This is a genomic window from Meiothermus sp. QL-1, assembly GCF_003351145.1.
GTDB lineage: Bacteria > Deinococcota > Deinococci > Deinococcales > Thermaceae > Meiothermus.
On record NZ_QQSV01000001.1, the window covers coordinates 447,023 to 464,133 of the forward strand.

The 17,111-nt window shown below is 66.8% G+C and carries 13 protein-coding genes and 1 riboswitch; of the genes, 10 read left to right on the forward strand and 3 right to left on the reverse strand.

Features of this window, described 5'->3' with window-relative positions:
- The first annotated feature begins 13 nt into the window (after nucleotides 1–13).
- On the forward strand, nucleotides 14–1,372 hold the full coding sequence (locus tag DV704_RS02250; RefSeq protein ID WP_114797911.1) for a dipeptidase: 1,359 nt from the start codon (nucleotides 14–16) through the stop codon (nucleotides 1,370–1,372).
- Here DV704_RS02250 and paaZ read toward each other — a convergent pair.
- Entirely contained in the window at nucleotides 1,369–3,405 is a 2,037-nt protein-coding gene (gene paaZ / locus DV704_RS02255; protein WP_114797912.1) for a phenylacetic acid degradation bifunctional protein PaaZ, read from the reverse strand. The two genes, DV704_RS02250 and paaZ, sit on opposite strands and share 4 nt — an antisense overlap.
- 66 nt (nucleotides 3,406–3,471) lie before the next feature.
- Between paaZ and DV704_RS02260 the strand changes: the two genes are divergently transcribed.
- A complete protein-coding gene (locus tag DV704_RS02260) occupies nucleotides 3,472–4,974 on the forward strand; it encodes a carboxypeptidase M32 (RefSeq protein ID WP_114797913.1) in 1,503 nt (500 codons plus the stop codon).
- 15 nt (nucleotides 4,975–4,989) lie between these two features.
- On the forward strand, nucleotides 4,990–5,484 hold the full coding sequence (locus tag DV704_RS02265; protein ID WP_114797914.1) for a DUF2939 domain-containing protein: 495 nt from the start codon (nucleotides 4,990–4,992) through the stop codon (nucleotides 5,482–5,484).
- Here the strand turns inward: DV704_RS02265 and DV704_RS02270 are convergent.
- Nucleotides 5,481–7,784 carry a GNAT family N-acetyltransferase gene (locus tag DV704_RS02270; protein ID WP_114797915.1) on the reverse strand — a complete coding sequence of 768 codons (2,304 nt, stop codon included), beginning with the start codon at nucleotides 7,782–7,784 and terminating at the stop codon, nucleotides 5,481–5,483. The two genes, DV704_RS02265 and DV704_RS02270, sit on opposite strands and share 4 nt — an antisense overlap.
- A gap of 71 nt (nucleotides 7,785–7,855) precedes the next feature.
- On the opposite strand from DV704_RS02270, the gene DV704_RS02275 reads away from it, so the two are divergent.
- On the forward strand, nucleotides 7,856–8,350 hold the full coding sequence (locus DV704_RS02275; protein ID WP_158539590.1) for a hypothetical protein: 495 nt from the start codon (nucleotides 7,856–7,858) through the stop codon (nucleotides 8,348–8,350).
- Here DV704_RS02275 and DV704_RS02280 read toward each other — a convergent pair.
- On the reverse strand, nucleotides 8,347–9,216 hold the full coding sequence (locus DV704_RS02280) for a helix-turn-helix domain-containing protein (RefSeq protein ID WP_114797917.1): 870 nt from the start codon (nucleotides 9,214–9,216) through the stop codon (nucleotides 8,347–8,349). The two genes, DV704_RS02275 and DV704_RS02280, sit on opposite strands and share 4 nt — an antisense overlap.
- Before the next feature lie 126 nt (nucleotides 9,217–9,342).
- A riboswitch (SAM riboswitch) is annotated at nucleotides 9,343–9,517 on the forward strand.
- 179 nt (nucleotides 9,518–9,696) lie between these two features.
- Between DV704_RS02280 and metX the strand changes: the two genes are divergently transcribed.
- The 6 genes from metX (at nucleotide 9,697) to DV704_RS02310 (ending at nucleotide 17,110) form a co-directional block, all read left to right on the forward strand.
- Nucleotides 9,697–10,836: a homoserine O-acetyltransferase gene (gene metX, locus DV704_RS02285; RefSeq protein ID WP_114797918.1), complete on the forward strand. Its 1,140-nt coding sequence runs from the start codon at nucleotides 9,697–9,699 to the stop codon at nucleotides 10,834–10,836.
- Nucleotides 10,837–10,889: 53 nt separating this feature from the next.
- Nucleotides 10,890–12,230, forward strand: coding sequence for a 30S ribosomal protein S12 methylthiotransferase RimO (rimO, locus tag DV704_RS02290; RefSeq protein WP_114797919.1), 1,341 nt, complete (start codon nucleotides 10,890–10,892; stop codon nucleotides 12,228–12,230).
- 113 nt (nucleotides 12,231–12,343) lie between these two features.
- Complete coding sequence (gene trkA / locus DV704_RS02295; RefSeq protein WP_114798018.1) at nucleotides 12,344–13,681, forward strand: Trk system potassium transporter TrkA; 1,338 nt, start codon at nucleotides 12,344–12,346, stop codon at nucleotides 13,679–13,681.
- Nucleotides 13,656–15,140, forward strand: a complete 1,485-nt coding sequence (locus DV704_RS02300; RefSeq protein WP_114797920.1) for a TrkH family potassium uptake protein — start codon at nucleotides 13,656–13,658, stop codon at nucleotides 15,138–15,140. The genes trkA and DV704_RS02300 overlap by 26 nt, the downstream gene beginning before the upstream one ends.
- Before the next feature lie 4 nt (nucleotides 15,141–15,144).
- Complete coding sequence (locus DV704_RS02305) at nucleotides 15,145–16,620, forward strand: TrkH family potassium uptake protein (protein WP_114797921.1); 1,476 nt, start codon at nucleotides 15,145–15,147, stop codon at nucleotides 16,618–16,620.
- Between the two features lie 16 nt (nucleotides 16,621–16,636).
- Entirely contained in the window at nucleotides 16,637–17,110 is a 474-nt protein-coding gene (locus tag DV704_RS02310; protein WP_114797922.1) for an S-ribosylhomocysteine lyase, read from the forward strand.
- The last annotated feature ends 1 nt before the right edge of the window (nucleotide 17,111 follow it).

The following is a 17,111-nucleotide window of genomic DNA, read 5'->3' on the forward strand; positions in this document are numbered from 1 at the left end:
GAATCACGGTGCCATGGACTGGAGGGAGTACCTAGCGCGGCACCAGGCGGCTTACCTCGAGGACTTCCGCACCTTTCTTTCCATCCCCAGCATCTCGGCCCAGCCTGCCTACCAGGCCGAGGTGCAGCGGGCAGCCCGCTGGCTGGCCGAGCGCTTCCGCAAAGCAGGGTTTGCTGCGGAGGTATACCCCACCCAGGGCCACCCGGTGGTCCTGGCCGAGTACACCCCCTACCCCGACCGGCCCACCCTGCTCTACTACGGCCACTACGACGTCCAGCCGGCCGATAACCCCGAGCGCTGGCGCACCCCCCCTTTTGAGCCCACCGTGGTGGATGGGCGCATCGTGGCCCGGGGAGCCTCGGATATGAAGGGCCAGGTGATGGCCTTCCTGCTGGCAGCCGAAGCCCTCATTGCCACGCAGAGCCTGGGGCTGAACGTGAAGGCTTTGATTGAAGGGGAGGAGGAGGTCGGCAGCCCCCACCTGCCGGCCTTCGTCGAGGAGCACAGAGAGCGGCTGCGCTGCGACATGGTCATCAACGGCGACAGCGGCCAGCTCTCCGAGACCACCCCCCTCATAAGCCTGGGGGTGCGGGGCATATGCGGCTTGGAATTCGACCTGCTTGGCCCCAGCCACGATCTGCACTCGGGTTCCTGGGGCGGCCAGGTGCAGAACCCTCTGCACGCCCTGGCCGAGCTCATCGCCTCGCTCCACCGAAAAGATGGCAGCGTAGCAGTGCGGGGCTTTTATGACGAGGTGGAGCCTCTGAGCCCCGAGCTGCGCGAGTGGTACCGGAGAATTCCCTGGAACGAAGAGGAGATGCGGGCCAGGCTTGGGGTGCCCGAGTTCTATGGCGAGGAGGGCTACACCGCCTGGGAGCGGATCACCGGGCGGCCGACCCTAGAGGTCAACGGGATGTGGGGGGGGTATACGGGCCCGGGCAGCATGACCGTGATCCCCGCCAGCGCCCATGCCAAGATTACCTGCCGCCTGGTGCCGCACCAGGACCCCGAGAGGATTGTGGCGCTGGTGAAGGCCCACCTGGAAGAACACCTTCCCAAAGGGGTGCGCCTGGAGGTGCGCGCTATGGAGTCCGGGGCTCCCGCCTTCCGCATGCGGGCCGACCACCCGGTGGTACAGGCGGCCAAGGAGGTGCTCACCGAGCTCTACGGCGTGCCGCCGGTGGAGACCATGTTCGGCGGTTCGGTGCCCATCCTCTCCACCCTCAAGCGGATGCTGGGCCACGACCCGGTGAGCTTTGGTTTTGCCCTCGAGGACGAGCTCATCCACTCGCCCAACGAGTTCTTCCGCCTTTCCAGCTTCGAGAGGGGGCAGCGGGGCTACGCCATGCTGCTGTTGCGCCTGGCCCGCTAGGCCGGGCGGCGGGCTACCAGGGTCAGGATTTCGTATAGGGCCACGGTTTTGCCCTCCTGGTTGGTGAGCTCCACCGCCCAGGTCACCACCCCAGCGGGCCGCTCGCCGGGGCGGGGGTCTTTGGCGGTCTTGGACTTGACCGTAAGCCGGGCCTGAAGGGTGTCGCCAGCCCTCACCGGCTCGATGAACCGCAGCCGCTCCAGGCCGTAGTTGGCCAGCACCGGCCCCGGGGCTGGGTGTACGAAGAGGCCCGCGGCCATGGAGATGAGGAAGTAGCCGTGGGCCACCCGGCTTCCAAAGATGGAGTCCTTGGCCCCCAGCTCGTCCACGTGGGCGTAGAAGTAGTCGCCCGTCACGTTGGCGAAGTTCACGATGTCGGCCTCGGTCACGGTGCGGCGATGGGTGAGGAGGCTCTCCCCGATTTCCAGGTCTTCGAAGTACTTGCGGAAGGGGTGGACCACATCCTCCTTGACCCGGGCCCCCCGCACGTACTCGTCGCTAAGGACCATCAGGGTGGTGGGGTCGGCCTGCACTGCGCAGCGCTGAAGGTAGGGCTGGAGGCCCCGCACCCCCCCCAGCTCCTGGCCCCCGCCGGCCCGGCCTGGCCCCCCGTGCACCAAGGGGGGCAGGGGTGAGCCGTGGCCGGTGGACTCCTTGGCGTTTTCCCGGTTCAGCAAAAGCAGCCGCCCGTGGTGGGTGGCCAGCCCGAAGAAGAGGGTGCGGGCCTCCTGGGGGTCGTGGGTCACGATGGTCCCAACCAGGCTGCCCCGGCCCCGCCGGGCCAGGGCGATGGCCTCGTCTAGGTCCCGGTAGGGCATCAGGGTGGCCACCGGGCCGAAGGGCTCGAGGTCGTGCGCCCCCGATTCCCAGGGCTTGGGGCTGTAGAGCAGGGTGGGGGGCATGAAGCCGCCCTTTTCAGGGTCCCCTCCCCGCAGCTCGAGTTCCCCCTCGAAGGCCAGCTCGCAGCCCTTGGCCTGAAGCTCCTCGAGCACCGCCCGCACCTCCGCCCGCTGCGCTGTGCCCACCAGGGGCCCCATCCGCACCTCTTCCCGGCGGGGGTCGCCCAGGGTGGTCTCGGCCAGGGCCTTTTTGAGCGCTTCCAGCACCGCTTCAGCCTTTTCCATGGGGACGATGACCCGCCGGATTGCGGTGCACCTCTGCCCGGCCTTGATGGTCATCTCCCGCACCACCTCCTCTACAAAAAGCCTGAACTCGGGCTCGCCCGGCTCCACGCTTCTTCCCAGGACGGCGCAGTTCAGGCTATCGGCCTCCATGTTGAAGGCCACCGCCTGGGCGATCAGGTTGGGGTGGGCCTTGAGCCTGCGCCCGGTGGCCGCCGAGCCGGTGAAGCTCACCACATCCTGCTCGTTTAGGTGCTCGAAGAGGTCGCCGATGCCCCCACAAACGAGCTGGACGGCCCCTTCGGGAAGGATGCGCGACTCCAGGATGGCCCTGAAGACCGCTTCGGTCAGGTAGGCGGTCTGGGTGGCGGGTTTGACGATGGCCGGCACCCCCGCGATAAGGCTGGGGGCCAGCTTCTCCAGCATCCCCCAGACCGGGAAGTTGTAGGCGTTGATGTGCACCGCCACCCCCTCCTTGGGCACCAGAAGGTGCCGCCCCAGGAAGCCGCCCTGCTTGGAGAGCGGGATGGGTTCGTCTTCCAGCAGGAATTTTCGGTTGGGTAGCTCCCGGCGGGCCAGGGAGGCGTAGCTGAAGAGGGTGCCAATGCCTCCGTCGATGTCGAACCAGCTATCCTGCCGGGTGGCCCCGGTCTTGTGGGAGAGGGGGTAGAACTCCTCCTTGCGCCTGTGCAGGTACTCGGCCAGCGCCCGCAGCATGGCGGCTCGCTCGTGAAAGGTGTGGCGCCGCAGGTTGGGACCGCCCACCTCCCTGGCATGGCGGACCATCTCGGCGAAGTCCAGGCCCTCGCTGCCGACCTCGGCCACCGGCTCCCCATAGACCGCGTCCCGCACCACCACCCCGGGGGCCGGGCTTTCGTACCAGGCGCCCACCGCGTAGCTTTTAAGCTTCATGTCCCCATTCTAACAAACGCTTGTTTGACAAGGGTCGGGCCCGCCCATCCCCTATGATGGGCGGGTATGACCGCGCAGGAGGCCTACCAGTGGTTGTTGCAACACTATCGTGAGAGCGCCTATCTGGAGTCTTTCGGCAAGCTGGCCGGCTGGGACCAGGCCACCTACCTCCCCCGCAAGGGCCAGGCCCACCGGGCCAGGATGCAGGCCGCGCTGGCCCGGCTGCTGCACCAGCGGGCCACCGACCCTCGAATAGGGGAGATGCTGGCGGTGGTGGAGGCCTCGGACCTGGGGGGCCAGGACTCGGTGGAGGCGGTGAACGTGCGGGGATGGCGGCGGGCCTACGACCAGGCCACTAAAATCCCCGAGCGGCTGGCGGTGGAGCTGGCCGAGGCCACCAGCCAGGGGGAGGCCATCTGGCAGGAAGCCCGGCCCAAGAACGACTGGGAGGGTTTCAAGCCGGCTTTAGAGCGCATATTCGCCCTGACCCGCGAGCTGGCCTCGGCCCTGGGCTACCAGGAGGAGCCCTACGACGCCTTGCTGGACCTCTATGAGCCGGGGGCCACGGCCAGGCAGGTAGAGGCGGTCTTTGCCCCTTTGCGCTCAGCCACCGTGGAGCTGCTGGGGCGCATCCAGGGTAGCCGCCGTCGGCCCGACCGCTCGATTCTGCACCGCCACTTTCCCCAAGCAGCCCAGGAGGCCTTCGGCAAGGAGGTCCTGGAGCGGCTGGGGTTCGACCTCGAGGCCGGCCGCCTGGACGTGGTGGCCCACCCCTTCATGCAGGGGATTGGGCCCGGGGATGTGCGCCTGACCACCCGCTACTTTGAGGACTTCTTCAGCGCGGGCTTCTTCGGCATCCTGCACGAGATGGGGCACGGCCTCTATGGGCAGGGGCTGTTGGCCGAGCACTTCGGCACCCCCATGGGCACCGAGGTCTCGCTTGGGGTTCACGAGTCGCAAAGCCGCACCTGGGAGAACTGGGTGGGGCGCAGCCTGGGGTTCTGGCAGTTCTTCTGGCCCCGGGCCCAGCACCACTTCGAGGCCTTCCGCGGGGTGGCGCTGGAGGACTTTTACTTCGCCATCAATGCCGTTGAGCCGAGCCTCATACGGGTCGAGGCCGACGAGGTGACCTACAACCTGCACATCCTCATCCGCTTCGAGCTCGAGCTGGCCCTGCTGCGGGGCGAGCTTAGCCTGGACGAGCTTCCCATGGCCTGGGACGAGAAGTACCAGGCCTACTTGGGCGTGAAGGCGGCCGAGATAAAGGACGGGGTGATGCAGGATGTGCACTGGGCCGCGGGCCTCATCGGCTACTTCCCCACCTACACCCTGGGCAACCTCTACGCTGCCCAGCTCTTTGCCCAGGCCGAGCGGGAGCTCGGCGCCCTGGAGCCCCAGTTTGCCCAAGGGGCATTTGCACCGTTTCTGGCCTGGACCCGGGATAGAATCCACCATCAGGGTAGCCGCTACTGGCCGCGTGAGCTTCTTCGGCGAGTAACAGGGGAGGACATCAACCCGGCCTACCTGATCCGCTACCTGGAGAGCAAGTTCGGTGCCTTGTACGGTTAGCCCTGAGGTGCGTGTATGAAAGGAAAACGGTGGATTGGGATTGTAGCGCTGGCGGTCCTGGGGGGCGGGGTGCTCTACTTTTGGTTCTCGCCCCTGCTGGCCTTGGGAGGGCTGCAGCGGGCCATTGAGCGAAAAGACACCCGGGCCATTGAGCGCTATGTGGATTTTCCCGCTGTGAAGGAGGACCTCAAGGGCAAGCTTATGGCGAGGATGGCGCAGGAGGCGCAGAAGGACACCAGCGGATTTGGAGCCCTGGGGCTGCTTTTCGCCGGGGCCCTGATCGACCCGTTGGTGGAGGCCCTGGTGACCCCTGAGGGGCTGGCCGCCATAGGAACGGGTATGGAGCCGGGCCAGGCCGAGGTGGGCGCGGTGCGCGGGTGGCAGGTGCGGCGGCTTGGGTTTTCCGAGGTTTTCGTGCACCAGAAGGGCAACCCCGACGAGGGGCTGGTAATGCGGCGCAAGGGGCTGGGCTGGCAGGTGGTGCGCCTCGAGCTGGGCCAGATGGACTAGGCCGGCCTGAGCCGTATCTGGGCCTGGGTGATGGCGGTATGCTCGGGGCTGGCCGCTAGGCTAAGCTCCAGGCCCTCCACCTCGGGCAGCTCCTCCAAAAGCCGCGAGACCCGCAGCAAAAGGTCTAGCAGGCTTTCCAGATGGGCCTTGCCCTCGAGGGGGGCCAGCATCTCCCGGGCCTCGCGGTCGGTAAGGGGGGTGATGCGCAGGCCCAGAGGTTGTTCGCCCAGGGGCAGGTGGGTAAGGGCCAGCGAGAGCACCGGGCCGAACAGGGGGTCGTGCTGGACCCGCAGGGCCAGGGGGATGCCCGGGCTGGAGGCGGGCCCCAGCCGAAGACCGAAGTAGCCCAGGAGGGTGCTGGTCTCCTTGGGCCCAAGGCGGCCTCGGGACCGCCCCACCAGGGCTCGAGCCTCGTCCTCCTGCACCTCGTGGTTGGGGATTTCCCCAGGGGGGGTCTGGCGCCACCGGGCGTAGGCATAGGCCGCGGCCAGGGCCCGGCCGGCCGACTCGGGGAAGCGATAGGTGGGTACCCACTCCCCCCTGAGCTCCACCCGGGGCCGCCCGGCGGTCATGAAGCAGGTGAGCAGGGGGATGCCGATGCCCTTTTCTCGGGCCTGGTGGAAGGCCTGGGTCAGCGCGGCCTGCAATTCCTCCACCGTGGCATAGCCCAATGGCACGAAGAGCACCAGAAGCGCGTGGGGGCCCGCCTCAAGAACCTCCTGCGCCTTTGCCTGGTAGGCCTCGGCCGAGGCCCGGGAGCCCAGGTCGTGCACCTCGGCCAGAAGCCCCTCGGTCTCGAGGGCGTCCCTGGCCAGGTAGGCCGGCCCCGAGGCGTTGGTCAGGAGGGCCACCCGCGGGCCCTCGGGCAGGGGCTGGTGGGCCAGCAGCGCTGCGATGTCAAACATTTCCTCCAGATTCTCGGCCCGCACCACCCCGGTTTGCTTGAAGAGGGCCTCCACCACCGGGTCGCGCCCTGGCCGCACCGCCAGGATGGGCTTCTTGCGCCCCACCCGCCGCGCCAGCCGGGCGAAGCGCCGGGGGTTGCCAAAGGACTCCACGTAAAGGAGGATCAGCCCGGTCTCGGGGTCTTCCTCCCAATACTGGATGAGGTCGTTGGAGGAGATGTCCACCTTGGCCCCGAGCGAGACGAAGTTGGAGAAACCCAGCCCCATCTCCCGCGCGTACTCCAGCACCGCCAGCCCCACCGCCCCGCTTTGGCTGGACATGGCGATGCGGCCCCGCAGGGGAAGCCTGGGGGCCAGCCCGGCGCAGAGCTGCACCTCCGGGCTGGTGGTCATGAGGGCCAGCGAGCCGGGGCCCAGGAGGCGCATACCGTACTGCCGGCAGACCTTCACCAGGGTTCGGGTCTGGGCGGGCTCCATGTCAGTGGTTATCACCATCAAGGCCCGCACCCCCCGCTGCCCGCAGGCCTCGGCGACCTCCAGCACCTTTTCGCGCGGGGTGGTGACCACCGCCAGGTCCACCGGCCCGGGCACTGCCTTGATCGAGGTGTAGGCCAGCATGGAGCCCACCACCGGCACCTCCCCGGCTGCCGGGGCCACCGCCGGGTTCACCGGGTAGACAGGGCCCTGAAAACGGTTCAGGACCAGGTGCTCCAGCACCCTGTAGCCCACGCTCTCTGGGTCGCGCGAGGCCCCCACCACCGCCACCCCCCGCGGCCGCAGCACCGGCAGCAGCGAGGCCACCGTGGCCACCCGCTCGCGCAGCTCGAAGCGGGCCAGCATCTCGGGGTTGGGTTCAATCTCGAAGCTGACCTCCACCTCACCGGCCTCGTTGTGGGCCTCGATTTTGAAGCCGCTGGCCTTGAACACATCGAGCATCTGCCGGTTCTCTGCCAGGGTGTAGGCGTGAAAACGGCGGATGCCCCGGCGCACCCCAATCAGGGCCAGCCGCTCCAGCAGCAAGGACCCCAGCCCCCGGCCCTGGTACCAGTCGTCGACCAGGAAGGCCACCTCGGCGGAAGTGGAGCCGGGGCCCTCCTGTACGTACTCCCCGGTGGCGATGATGCGCTCAGGGTCGCCGGTGAGAACCACCAGGGTAACCTTGTCCTCGTCGGGGGGTTGGCGCAGGAGGAGGTCGGCGGCGGTCTCGGGGTCGATCTCGGAGAAAAAGCGAAAGGTACGGGCCTGGGGGGATAATCGCCTCAGGAACTCCACGAACAGGGGGCGGTCCTCGGGCCGGGCCGGACGCAGGGTGGCGGTACGGCCATCTTTGAGCAGGATGGGGCCGGACTCGAGGGCGTACTGGGGGGTGGGGGGAGGGATGTAGCGCTCGGGCATACCTGCCAACCAGGATAGCGCCAGTTTTTCGGTTTTTCGGCGTATACTATCCCCCAAATATGGAGGGCCTTATGCCCCCTTTGCTCGAGGGCAACATTCTCCTGCGGGTGCGCTTGCCAGAGCCGGTTCTGCGCCTGGCCAAGCCCTTTCTTTTGGAAAGGCCGGCCTACGAGCTGAGCCTGGACCAGCACAAGGTGGCGCTGGTGCAGACCGTTGAGCCGGTGGAGGGCCGCATCAGCAGGGCTGAGTTGCCCCAAAGCAAGGAAGTGGTCCGGCACATCATCGGGGTGGAGCGGTGGGGGCAGCGCCGGCTGGAGGTGGCGTTGGGCAAGCCGCTGCCGGAGGACGAGCCCCAGGCCTACAGGCCGCCTGAAGGGATGGACAAAGTCCAGCTCCTCTACGAGTTCCGCAAGACCCGCATCCAGACGCTCGAATTGGTAGACCTGCTCAAAGGCACCATCGAGCCCACCTACATCCCCCACAACACCTTGGGGCCGCTATCCACCAGGGCCTGGCTTTACTATCTCAACCTGCACGCGTTGTGGGAAAGCCGCCGGCTGCGCTAGGGTTCAAAGCGCCGGGTGACCACCTGCCCGGTTTGGCCCATCAGGCCCAGGTCGCGGCCATCGAGCACCACCCGTACCGCCCCGGCGTTGCCCGCGCGCACCACCACCGGGAGGGGATAACTGAGCTCGGTCCCGGCGCGCACGGTGCCCTCGTAGAGCAGCCTTCCGTCACGCCCGTCGGTGATGCGGAGCCAGCTGGTGCCTTCCAGCCGCAGCACCAGCCCGCGGCCGGCAGGGGGCTGGGAAGGAGCGGGGCTGGTCGGCAGGGGCCGAAGGCTCAGACTCAGGCTGTGGTCGCTTTGCAGGCGAAGCACCTGTTCGTAGCGTTGGTAGCCGGGGGCTTCTACGCGCAGCCGGCGCTCTCCTGCCTCGACCCGGACCTCCAGGGGAGCCTGCCCCAGCAGGAAGCCATCCAGATAGACCCGGGCCCCCTGGGGCTCGGTGTTCACCCGCAGGCTGACCTGCTTGGGGGGTGGAGGAGGGGGTGGGCTGCTGGGGGTGGTGGGTGGAGGGGCCGGAGAAGAGGGGCTGAGAGCGCGAAAGCCGAGCCAGGCCCCCACCGCCAGGAGGAGGAGGAGAGACCAGGCCCAGCGGGGCCGGCCTTGCGGGCGGGCAGGGGGTGGCGGCATTGTTTCGGTAGGGTGGCTTGGGTACAGCGCCAGCAAGGGGCCGGGCTCGAGGTCCAAAAGCTGGGCGTACCGCTTCAGGTAGCCCCGGGCCAGCGCAGGCTCGGGCAGCTCGTCGAAGCGGCACTCCTCCAGCGCTTCCAGGATGCTGCGCCGCACCTTAAGGGCTTCGGCCGCACGGGCCAGCGTCAGCCCCTTGCGCTCGCGGGCTTCCCTGAGCCGCCGGCCTAGCTCGCACATTTCACCTCATTCTATAGCCAGGTTTTATGAATCGGCTGCGGAAGTAACGCGGGGGATTGACGGACCGCCCCCCTCCTTGTAGACTCGCAGCTATCCGCGCTGGGGCGCGGCCACAAGCAAACCGTTCTTTTATCCAGAGCGGTGGAGGGAACCGGCCCAACGAAGCCGCAGCAACCCACAAAGGACCTCTGTTCATCGCCAGCGGTCCTTTGCACGGTGCTAATTCCGGCTCGACCGCCAGGCCCTGTAGGCACACGGGGCCAAGCGCTGGGCATAGCGCGCGGCTCGAGGAAGATAAGAGAAGGGGAACCCAAGAAGCGCACCCCCTTCCAGTAAAAGAACGTCTGGTTGGGGGGTTTCTCCTACCCCCAAGCGCCCAAGCCCCCGCGGTAGGAGGAGTATGCCTAGTCCATCGCGCTTCGCAGGATTGTTTGGCTATCGCCCCGCACCAGCGCCTGCCCGGCTTCCTGAGGAGGTGGTATGACGGACCTGCTCGTTCAGGAGGCATGGGGCGACCACGAGGCTCTTCTCATCAAGCCCCCCAAGAGCAAAGGGCGGGTGCCCCCGCCGGTGCCGGCCCAGGCCCTGGTGGCCACCCGGTTTCACCTCGAGTATGGCGGCATGCTGCCCGAGGTGCACCTGCGCTACGAGACCTATGGCCGCCTGAGCGCAGCGCGCGACAACGCGGTGCTGGTTTTCCATGCCTGGACCGGCTCGGCCCATCTGGCCGGCACCTACACCCCCGAGACCCTGCGGCGCCTGCCCAAGCTCGACCAGGCTTTCGGCCCAGAAGGCTGGTGGGACGAGCTGGCCGGGCCGGGCCGCATGCTGGATACCGAGCGCTACTTCGTCATCTGCGCCAACCATATTGGAAGCTGCTACGGCTCGACCGGCCCCCTTTCGCTCAACCCCGCCACCGGCCGGCCCTACGGCCCCGACTTCCCCCGGCTCACCGTGCGCGACCTGGCTCGAGCCCAGGCCCGGCTGCTGGACTTTTTGGGCATCGAGCGGGTGGTGGTGTTGGGGGGAAGCCTGGGCGGCATGGTGGCCTTGGAGTTTGCCCTGCTTTTTCCCGAGCGGGTGAATAAGCTGGTGGTGCTGGCCGCCCCGGCGGTCCACGGCCCTTGGGCCCGGGCCTTCAACCGCCTCTCGCGCGAAGCGGTGCTCTCCGATCCGGCCTACCAGGGGGGGTATTACACCGATTCACCTCCGGGCCTTCAGCTAGGCCGGGCCATCGCCATGCTTTCCTTCCGTTCGCCCGCCTCCTTCCGCCTGCGCTGGGGGGCCCACCCTGAGCGGGGCGAGAGCTATGTGCTCTACCAGGGTGAAAAGTTTGCCCGGCGCTTCGATGCCAACGCTTATATCGTGCTTTCCGAGGCCATGGACACCCACGATGTGGGGCGGGGCCGAGGAGGGGTGGAGGCCGCTTTGCGCCGGTTGAGAAGCATTCCAAGCCTTTTTGTGGGCATCGACACCGACTTCCTCTACACCGCCGAGGAGGTGCGCGAGATGGCCGCCTTGGCGGGGGGGCAGTACCGCGAGATTAAAAGCCCCCACGGCCACGACGCCTTCTTGATTGAGACCGATCAGGTGGAACGCATTCTGGGGGACTTCCTCTAGGTTAGGGGGAACTCCTGCTATACTCGTTTGTTGCGCGAGGCGCAGGAGACGAGATGGCAGGAAAGATTGGCTTTGTAAGCCTGGGTTGCCCAAAGGCCTTAGTGGACTCGGAGCAGATTCTCTCGCGCCTCAGGGCCGAAGGGTACGAGACCGCCCCCACCTACCAGGAAGCTGCGGTGGTGGTGGTGAACACCTGCGGCTTCATCACCCCGGCGGTGGAGGAATCGCTGGCGGCCATTGGCGAGGCCCTGGCGGAGAACGGCCGGGTCATCGTCACGGGCTGCCTGGGGGCCAGGCCTGAGGTGATTCGGTCGGCCCACCCTCAGGTGCTCGAGGTCACCGGCCCAGGCGAGATAGAGAGGGTGCTGGAGGCGGTGCACCGGGTGCTGCCCCCGGACCCCAACCCCTACACCGCCCTCATCCCCCCCCAGGTCAAGCTCACCCCGCGCCACTACGCCTACATAAAGATCGCCGAGGGTTGCAACCACCGCTGCAGCTTTTGCATTATCCCCAAGCTGCGGGGCCCGCAGCGCAGCCGCGATGCGGCAGAGGTGCTGGCCGAGGCGGCCCGGCTGGTGGCCACCGGTACCAAGGAGCTGCTGGTGATTGCCCAGGACACCTCGGCCTACGGGGTGGACATCCACCACCGCCCCTCGGACTACGCGGGCAAACCGGTGCGGGCCCACCTGGTGGACCTGGTCAACGAGCTGGCGGGGCTGGGGGTTTGGCTGCGGCTGCACTACGTCTACCCTTATCCCCACGTGCGCGAGTTGGTCCCGCTGATGGCCGAGGGCAAGCTGCTGCCCTACCTGGATGTACCCTTGCAGCACGCCAGCCCCAAGATTCTGCGGGCCATGCGGCGGCCGGGAGGGGCGGAAAGCCACCTCAAGACCATCGCCGAGTGGCGGGCTATTATGCCCGACCTGGCCATTCGCTCAAGCTTCATCGTGGGTTTCCCGGGCGAGACCGAGGAGGACTTCCAGCTTTTGTTGGACTTCCTCAAGGAGGCCCGGCTGGACCGGGTGGGGGCCTTCACCTACTCCGAGGTGGAGGGGGCCGAGGCCAACGCTTTGCCGGGGGCGGTGCCGGAGGAGGTCAAGGAAGAGCGCAAGGCCCGCCTGATGGCCTTGCAGCAGGCCATCAGCCTGGAGAAAAACCGGGCCCGGGTGGGCACCACCCTGGAGGTAATCGTGGACGACTATGGCGGGCTGCCGGGCCAGGTGGTGGGTCGGTCCAAGTACGACGCGCCGGGCATCGATGGCTTGGTGTACGCCGAGACCGACGGCACGGTCAAGATAGGCGACATCATCCGGGTGCGGGTTGGCGAGGCCGGGCCCTACGACCTCTATGGGGAGATGGTGGGTCGGGTGCACAGCGGAACCCTCCGGGTGTAAGCTGAAGCCGGCTTGGCTATGGAACCTTCACAGGTCATGCCCGAGGATTCCCCCCCTAACCTGTTCCTTCCAAGTGGCCCTCAGCGTTGCAGCGGCTTTTGCGGGAGCGGCCTATGTACATCGTGATTGCAGGCGGCGGCGAGATTGGCTCGCAGATTGCCAAGGCCCTCCATACCCAGCACGACCTGGTGGTGGTGGACACCAACCCAGAAGCCAAGGAGCGGCTCAGCGGGGTAGATGCCCAGGTGGTGATCGGCAGCGTAACCGACCCTGAGGTCCTGCGCGAGGCCAAGGTGGACCTCTGCGACACCTTTATCGCCGCCACCAACTGGGACGAGGTCAACCTGATTGCCTGCATGCTGGCCAAAGGCCTCGGGGCCAAGGAGGTCCTGTGCTTCGTGGGGAAGCAGTCCTACGTGGATATCCTGACCGACCCCCGCACGGTGGAGATTCTGGGCACCCGGATTGACCAGGTGTTCTGGCCTCAGCGCTCGTTGGCCAAGGAGATCGTTGAGGTGATACGCATCCCAGGGGCGGTGGACACCGAGGTGCTGGCGGGAGGGCGGCTGCGCTTCGTGGAGTACCAGGTGCGCGAGGGGAGCCCCTACGTAGGCGAGGGGCTGGCCCATTTGGACTGGCCCGAGGGGAGCTTTCTGGCCGGCATCATGCGCGAGGGGAAGTTCATCGCCGCTACCGACCCGGAGTTCAGCGGGCTGGTGGTAAGGCCCGAGGACCGCATCTTCTTCATGACCACCCCCCAGGGCTTCGACGTCATCCAGGCCTGCTTTGCCCCCCGGGAGCGGGTACGGCGGGTGATGGTGGTGGGTGGGGGCAGCGTGGGGTATATGGTGGCGCAGGAGCTTTTGAGGCACCGGCTCGAGGTAACCATCATCGACCACAACCCGGAGCGCTGCGCCTGGCTGGCCGAACACCTGCCAGGAGCCCTGGTGCTGGAAGGGGACGGCACCGATTTGGAACTTTTGGAGTCGGAGGGGCTTGACTACGCCGATGTGCTGGTGGCCGTTACCGAGAACGACGAGAAGAACCTTCTGGTCTCGCTGCTGGCCAAGCAGGTGGGGGTGCCCAAGGTGATTACCCGGGTCAACCGGGGGGAGAATCGTCGCCTTTTCGAGCATGTGGGCATCGATATTCCCCTTACCCCCCGGGCGGCCGCGGTGCGCGAGGTGGTGGACTGGATTGCACCCGACAACGTAGACCACCTGGCCCTCATAGAGGACCAGGTGGAGCTTCTGGAGTTTGAGCTGCCCCCTGGCTTCCGCGAGACGCCCTTTGAGAAGCTCTCGCTGCCCAAGGGGGCGGTGGCGGTGGCGTTGGAGCGCGGCACCCGGGTTTACCTGCGCTCGCCCATGCTGGCGGTTACAGGAGGGGACAAGCTCCTGGTGCTCGCCGACCGGCAGGTGGCCGATGAAGTCCTGGCCCAGGTTCGCTAAGGCCAAGGCCGCCAATCCCATCCCGGTAGCCACCTACATGACCGGCACGGTGTATGTGGCCCTGGGCCTGGTGATGGCGGTTTTGGGCCTGGTCGATGCCCTTTTGGGCGAGGAGGCAGAGGGGTTTTTTGCAGGGGCGCTGGTGGGGCTTGGCCTGGGCCTGCTGCTGCGCCGCCTGGGCAGCCCCCAGGCGGAGCCCCGCCGGGCCGAGGCTCTGCTTACGGTGGCGGGGCTTTGGCTTTTGGTGCCGGCCCTGGGGGCCATACCCTTCTGGGTCTCGGGGGGAATGTCCTACCTGGACGCGCTCTTTGAGGCTACCTCGGGCTTTAGCACCACCGGCGCCACTGTTCTTTCCGACTTCAACCAGCTCAGCCATGGGCTTTTCTTCTGGCGCAGCCTGAGCCAGTGGTTTGGCGGGATGGGTATCTTGCTCCTCTTCATCGTGGTCTTGCCTCACCTGGCCCTGGCCGGGCGGCAGATGTTCTTCGCCGAGGTGACCGGGGTGCAGAAGCAGCAGCTCACCCCCAAACTGCGCCAGACGGCCACCAACATCCTGCGGGTCTACCTGGTGCTCACCGGCTTCACCCTGGCCGCCTACCTGCTGACCGGGGTGCCCTTCTTCGAAGCCTTCACCAACACCTTGTCCAGCGTCTCGGCGGGGGGCTTCAGCCCCAACCCCGAGAGCTTCGCCGCCTATTCCTCCCTCACCCAGTGGGCGGCCACCTTGGTGATGTTCCTGACCGGGGTGAACCTCCTTCTGCAGTACCGGGTCGTCTTCGGGCGCGAGTTTGCCGCCCCCTTGCGCGATCCCGAGTTCCGCGCCTATGCCCTGATTGTCGTCCTGGTGGGTCTGGGAATTGCCCTGATTTTGCTTTTGCGCCAGCAATACCCACCAGAAGCGGCCCTGCGCCACGCTTTTTTTCAGACCACCTCCATCATCACCGGCACCGGTTTTGCCTCCGCCGACTTCGCCCAGTGGGTGGTGCCAGCCCAGGTGCTCTTGGTCATGCTGATGTTCATAGGGGGCAGCGCCGGTAGCGTGGGGGGTAGCATTAAGGTCATCCGCTGGCTGATTATTGCTGCGCTGGTTCGGCGCGAGCTCCAGCGGGCCCTGCACCCCCAGGCGGTGCTGCCCTTGAGGGTGGGCCACAAGAACATCGGCGAGGATGTGCTGCGGGCGGTTGCGGCCTTTATCACCCTGTATGTGGGCCTTTTCGCCCTGGGGGTTTTGGTCATAGGGGTGCTCGAGGAGGACTTCGTGGTGGCCTTCACCGCCTCGGCAGCGGCCATCGGGAATGTGGGGCCGGGGCTGGGCGCGGTGGGCCCCATGAGCCACTACGGCGAGCTGCACCCTGTTTCCAAGGCCATGATGATCTTCCAGATGTGGGCTGGGCGCATTGAGCTTATCGCGGTTTTTGCCCTTTTCACCCCGGAGCTTTGGCGCAGGCTCAGGGCCTGAGGTTATGCGACCCTGGTGGCTCGAGCACCTTCGCTTCGCCTACTACGTTTTGGGCGTGCTCTACCTGGCGATGGCCTTGGTCATGTTGGGCCTGGAACTCATCTCGCTCGTTTTGGGGGAGTCGCCCTGGGGGTTTTTGCTGGGGGCGGTGGTGGGGTTTTTGCTGGGTTCGGGCTTTCGCTGGCTGGGCGACCCCCGGCACGAGCCCGGTCGGGCCGAGGCTTTGCTTTCCATCGCCCTGATCTGGCTCCTGGTGCCGGCCCTGGGGGCTATACCCTTCTGGGTCTCGGGGGGGATGTCCTACCTGGACGCATTCTTTGAGGCCATGTCGGGCTTCACCACCACGGGAGCCACCGCGCTGGCCGACTTCAGCCAGTTCGGCTACAGCCTCTTTTTTTGGCGGAGCCTCATGCAGTGGTTTGGTGGGGTGGGTTTTTTGGTGTTGGTGGCGGCCTTGCTGGCCCACCTGGCCGTGGCGGGCCGCCCGCTTTTCATCACCGAGAGCACCGGGCTGCACAAGGAGCCCTTCACCCCGCGCCTGCGCACAGCGGCGCAGAGCATTCTCAAGGTTTACTCTGCCCTCACCCTGGCCGCGGCCCTGTGCTACTGGGGGGCGGGGATGCCGCCCTTCGAGGCCCTTTGCAACGCCCTGACCACCCTGCCCGCGGCCGGGTTCAGCCCCAACCCCCGCAGCTTCGAGGACTACAGCCCTCTGGCCCAGTGGTTTGGCACCCTCTTCATGTTCTTGGGGGGGGCGGGGTTTGTGCTGCAATACCGCTTGTTTTTCACCCGCGACCCCAGGCCCCTGCTGAAAGACGTGGAGCTGCGGGCCTATGCCCTCATCGTGTTGTCGTTCAGCTCGATGCTGGCCCTTTTCCTAATGACCCACCACGCCAAGGATATGAACTACGCCTGGCCCGATGCCCTGCGCCACGCTTTTTTCAACGTGACCTCCATCATCACCACCACCGGCTACGCCAGCGCCGACTTCGCCCTGTGGACTCCTGCGGCCCAGGCTATTTTGGTGGCGGCGATGTTCGTGGGGGGATGTGCGGGCTCAGGGGCCGGGGGCATTAAGCTGATTCGCTGGCTGGTGGTGGGGGCCATGGTGCGGCGGGAGCTGATGCGCGCTTTGCATCCGCAGGCGGTCATCCCCCTGCGCGTGGGGCATAAGAACTTGGGGGAAGAGGTGGTGCGTTCGGTGGCGGCCTTCGTGGTGCTCTACCTGGGGCTTGTGGCGCTGGGGGCTGTTGGCATCGCGCTTTTGGAGAACGACCTGGTGGTGGGCTTTACCGCCAGCGCCCAGGCGGTGGGCAACATTGGGCCGGGGCTGGGCGAGGTGGGGCCGATGGGCAGCTATGCCGGCCTGCATCCTCTCTCCAAGCTGGTGCTGATCTTCCAGATGTGGGCCGGGCGCATCGAGCTTTTCCCGGTTTTGCTCCTGTTTTTCCCGCAGCTTTGGAAGAAGGTCAAGGGTTAGCGGTAAACTGAGCCTTATGGCGGGTTCGGTGCCTGAGTCCTTTCGCCTGGACCACACCAGGGTTCGGGCTCCTTACGTGCGGCTGGCGGGGGTTGTGGAGACCCCTCGGGGGGACCGCATCGAGAAGTACGACCTGCGGCTGGCCCAGCCCAACCAGGAAGCCCTGGATACCGGTAGTCTGCACACCTTAGAGCACCTGCTGGCCACCTACCTGCGCCGCCACCTGGAAGGGGTGGTGGACGTCTCGCCCATGGGTTGCCGCACGGGGTTTTACCTGGTGGTGCTGGGGGAGCCAGGGCCCCATCAGGTGTTGGAGGCCCTGCGGGCCAGCCTGGAGGCGGCGGTGCAGCACCAGGTGGTACCGGGGGTGAGCGAGCTGGAGTGCGGCAACTACCGCGACCACAACCCTGAAGGGGCGCGGGCTTGGGCCAGGCGGGTGCTCGAGCAGGGTCTGCGCGTGCAGGAGACCGTGGAGATCGAGGGCGCTTGAG

Coding starts and splice junctions, on each gene's coding strand:
- DV704_RS02250 (WP_114797911.1), top strand. CDS start 14: ATGGACTGGAGGGAGTACCTAGCGCGGCACCAGGCGGCTTACCTCGAG.
- paaZ (WP_114797912.1), bottom strand. CDS start 3,405: ATGAAGCTTAAAAGCTACGCGGTGGGCGCCTGGTACGAAAGCCCGGCC.
- DV704_RS02260 (WP_114797913.1), top strand. CDS start 3,472: ATGACCGCGCAGGAGGCCTACCAGTGGTTGTTGCAACACTATCGTGAG.
- DV704_RS02265 (WP_114797914.1), top strand. CDS start 4,990: ATGAAAGGAAAACGGTGGATTGGGATTGTAGCGCTGGCGGTCCTGGGG.
- DV704_RS02270 (WP_114797915.1), bottom strand. CDS start 7,784: ATGCCCGAGCGCTACATCCCTCCCCCCACCCCCCAGTACGCCCTCGAG.
- DV704_RS02275 (WP_158539590.1), top strand. CDS start 7,856: ATGCCCCCTTTGCTCGAGGGCAACATTCTCCTGCGGGTGCGCTTGCCA.
- DV704_RS02280 (WP_114797917.1), bottom strand. CDS start 9,216: ATGTGCGAGCTAGGCCGGCGGCTCAGGGAAGCCCGCGAGCGCAAGGGG.
- metX (WP_114797918.1), top strand. CDS start 9,697: ATGACGGACCTGCTCGTTCAGGAGGCATGGGGCGACCACGAGGCTCTT.
- rimO (WP_114797919.1), top strand. CDS start 10,890: ATGGCAGGAAAGATTGGCTTTGTAAGCCTGGGTTGCCCAAAGGCCTTA.
- trkA (WP_114798018.1), top strand. CDS start 12,344: ATGTACATCGTGATTGCAGGCGGCGGCGAGATTGGCTCGCAGATTGCC.
- DV704_RS02300 (WP_114797920.1), top strand. CDS start 13,656: ATGAAGTCCTGGCCCAGGTTCGCTAAGGCCAAGGCCGCCAATCCCATC.
- DV704_RS02305 (WP_114797921.1), top strand. CDS start 15,145: ATGCGACCCTGGTGGCTCGAGCACCTTCGCTTCGCCTACTACGTTTTG.
- DV704_RS02310 (WP_114797922.1), top strand. CDS start 16,637: ATGGCGGGTTCGGTGCCTGAGTCCTTTCGCCTGGACCACACCAGGGTT.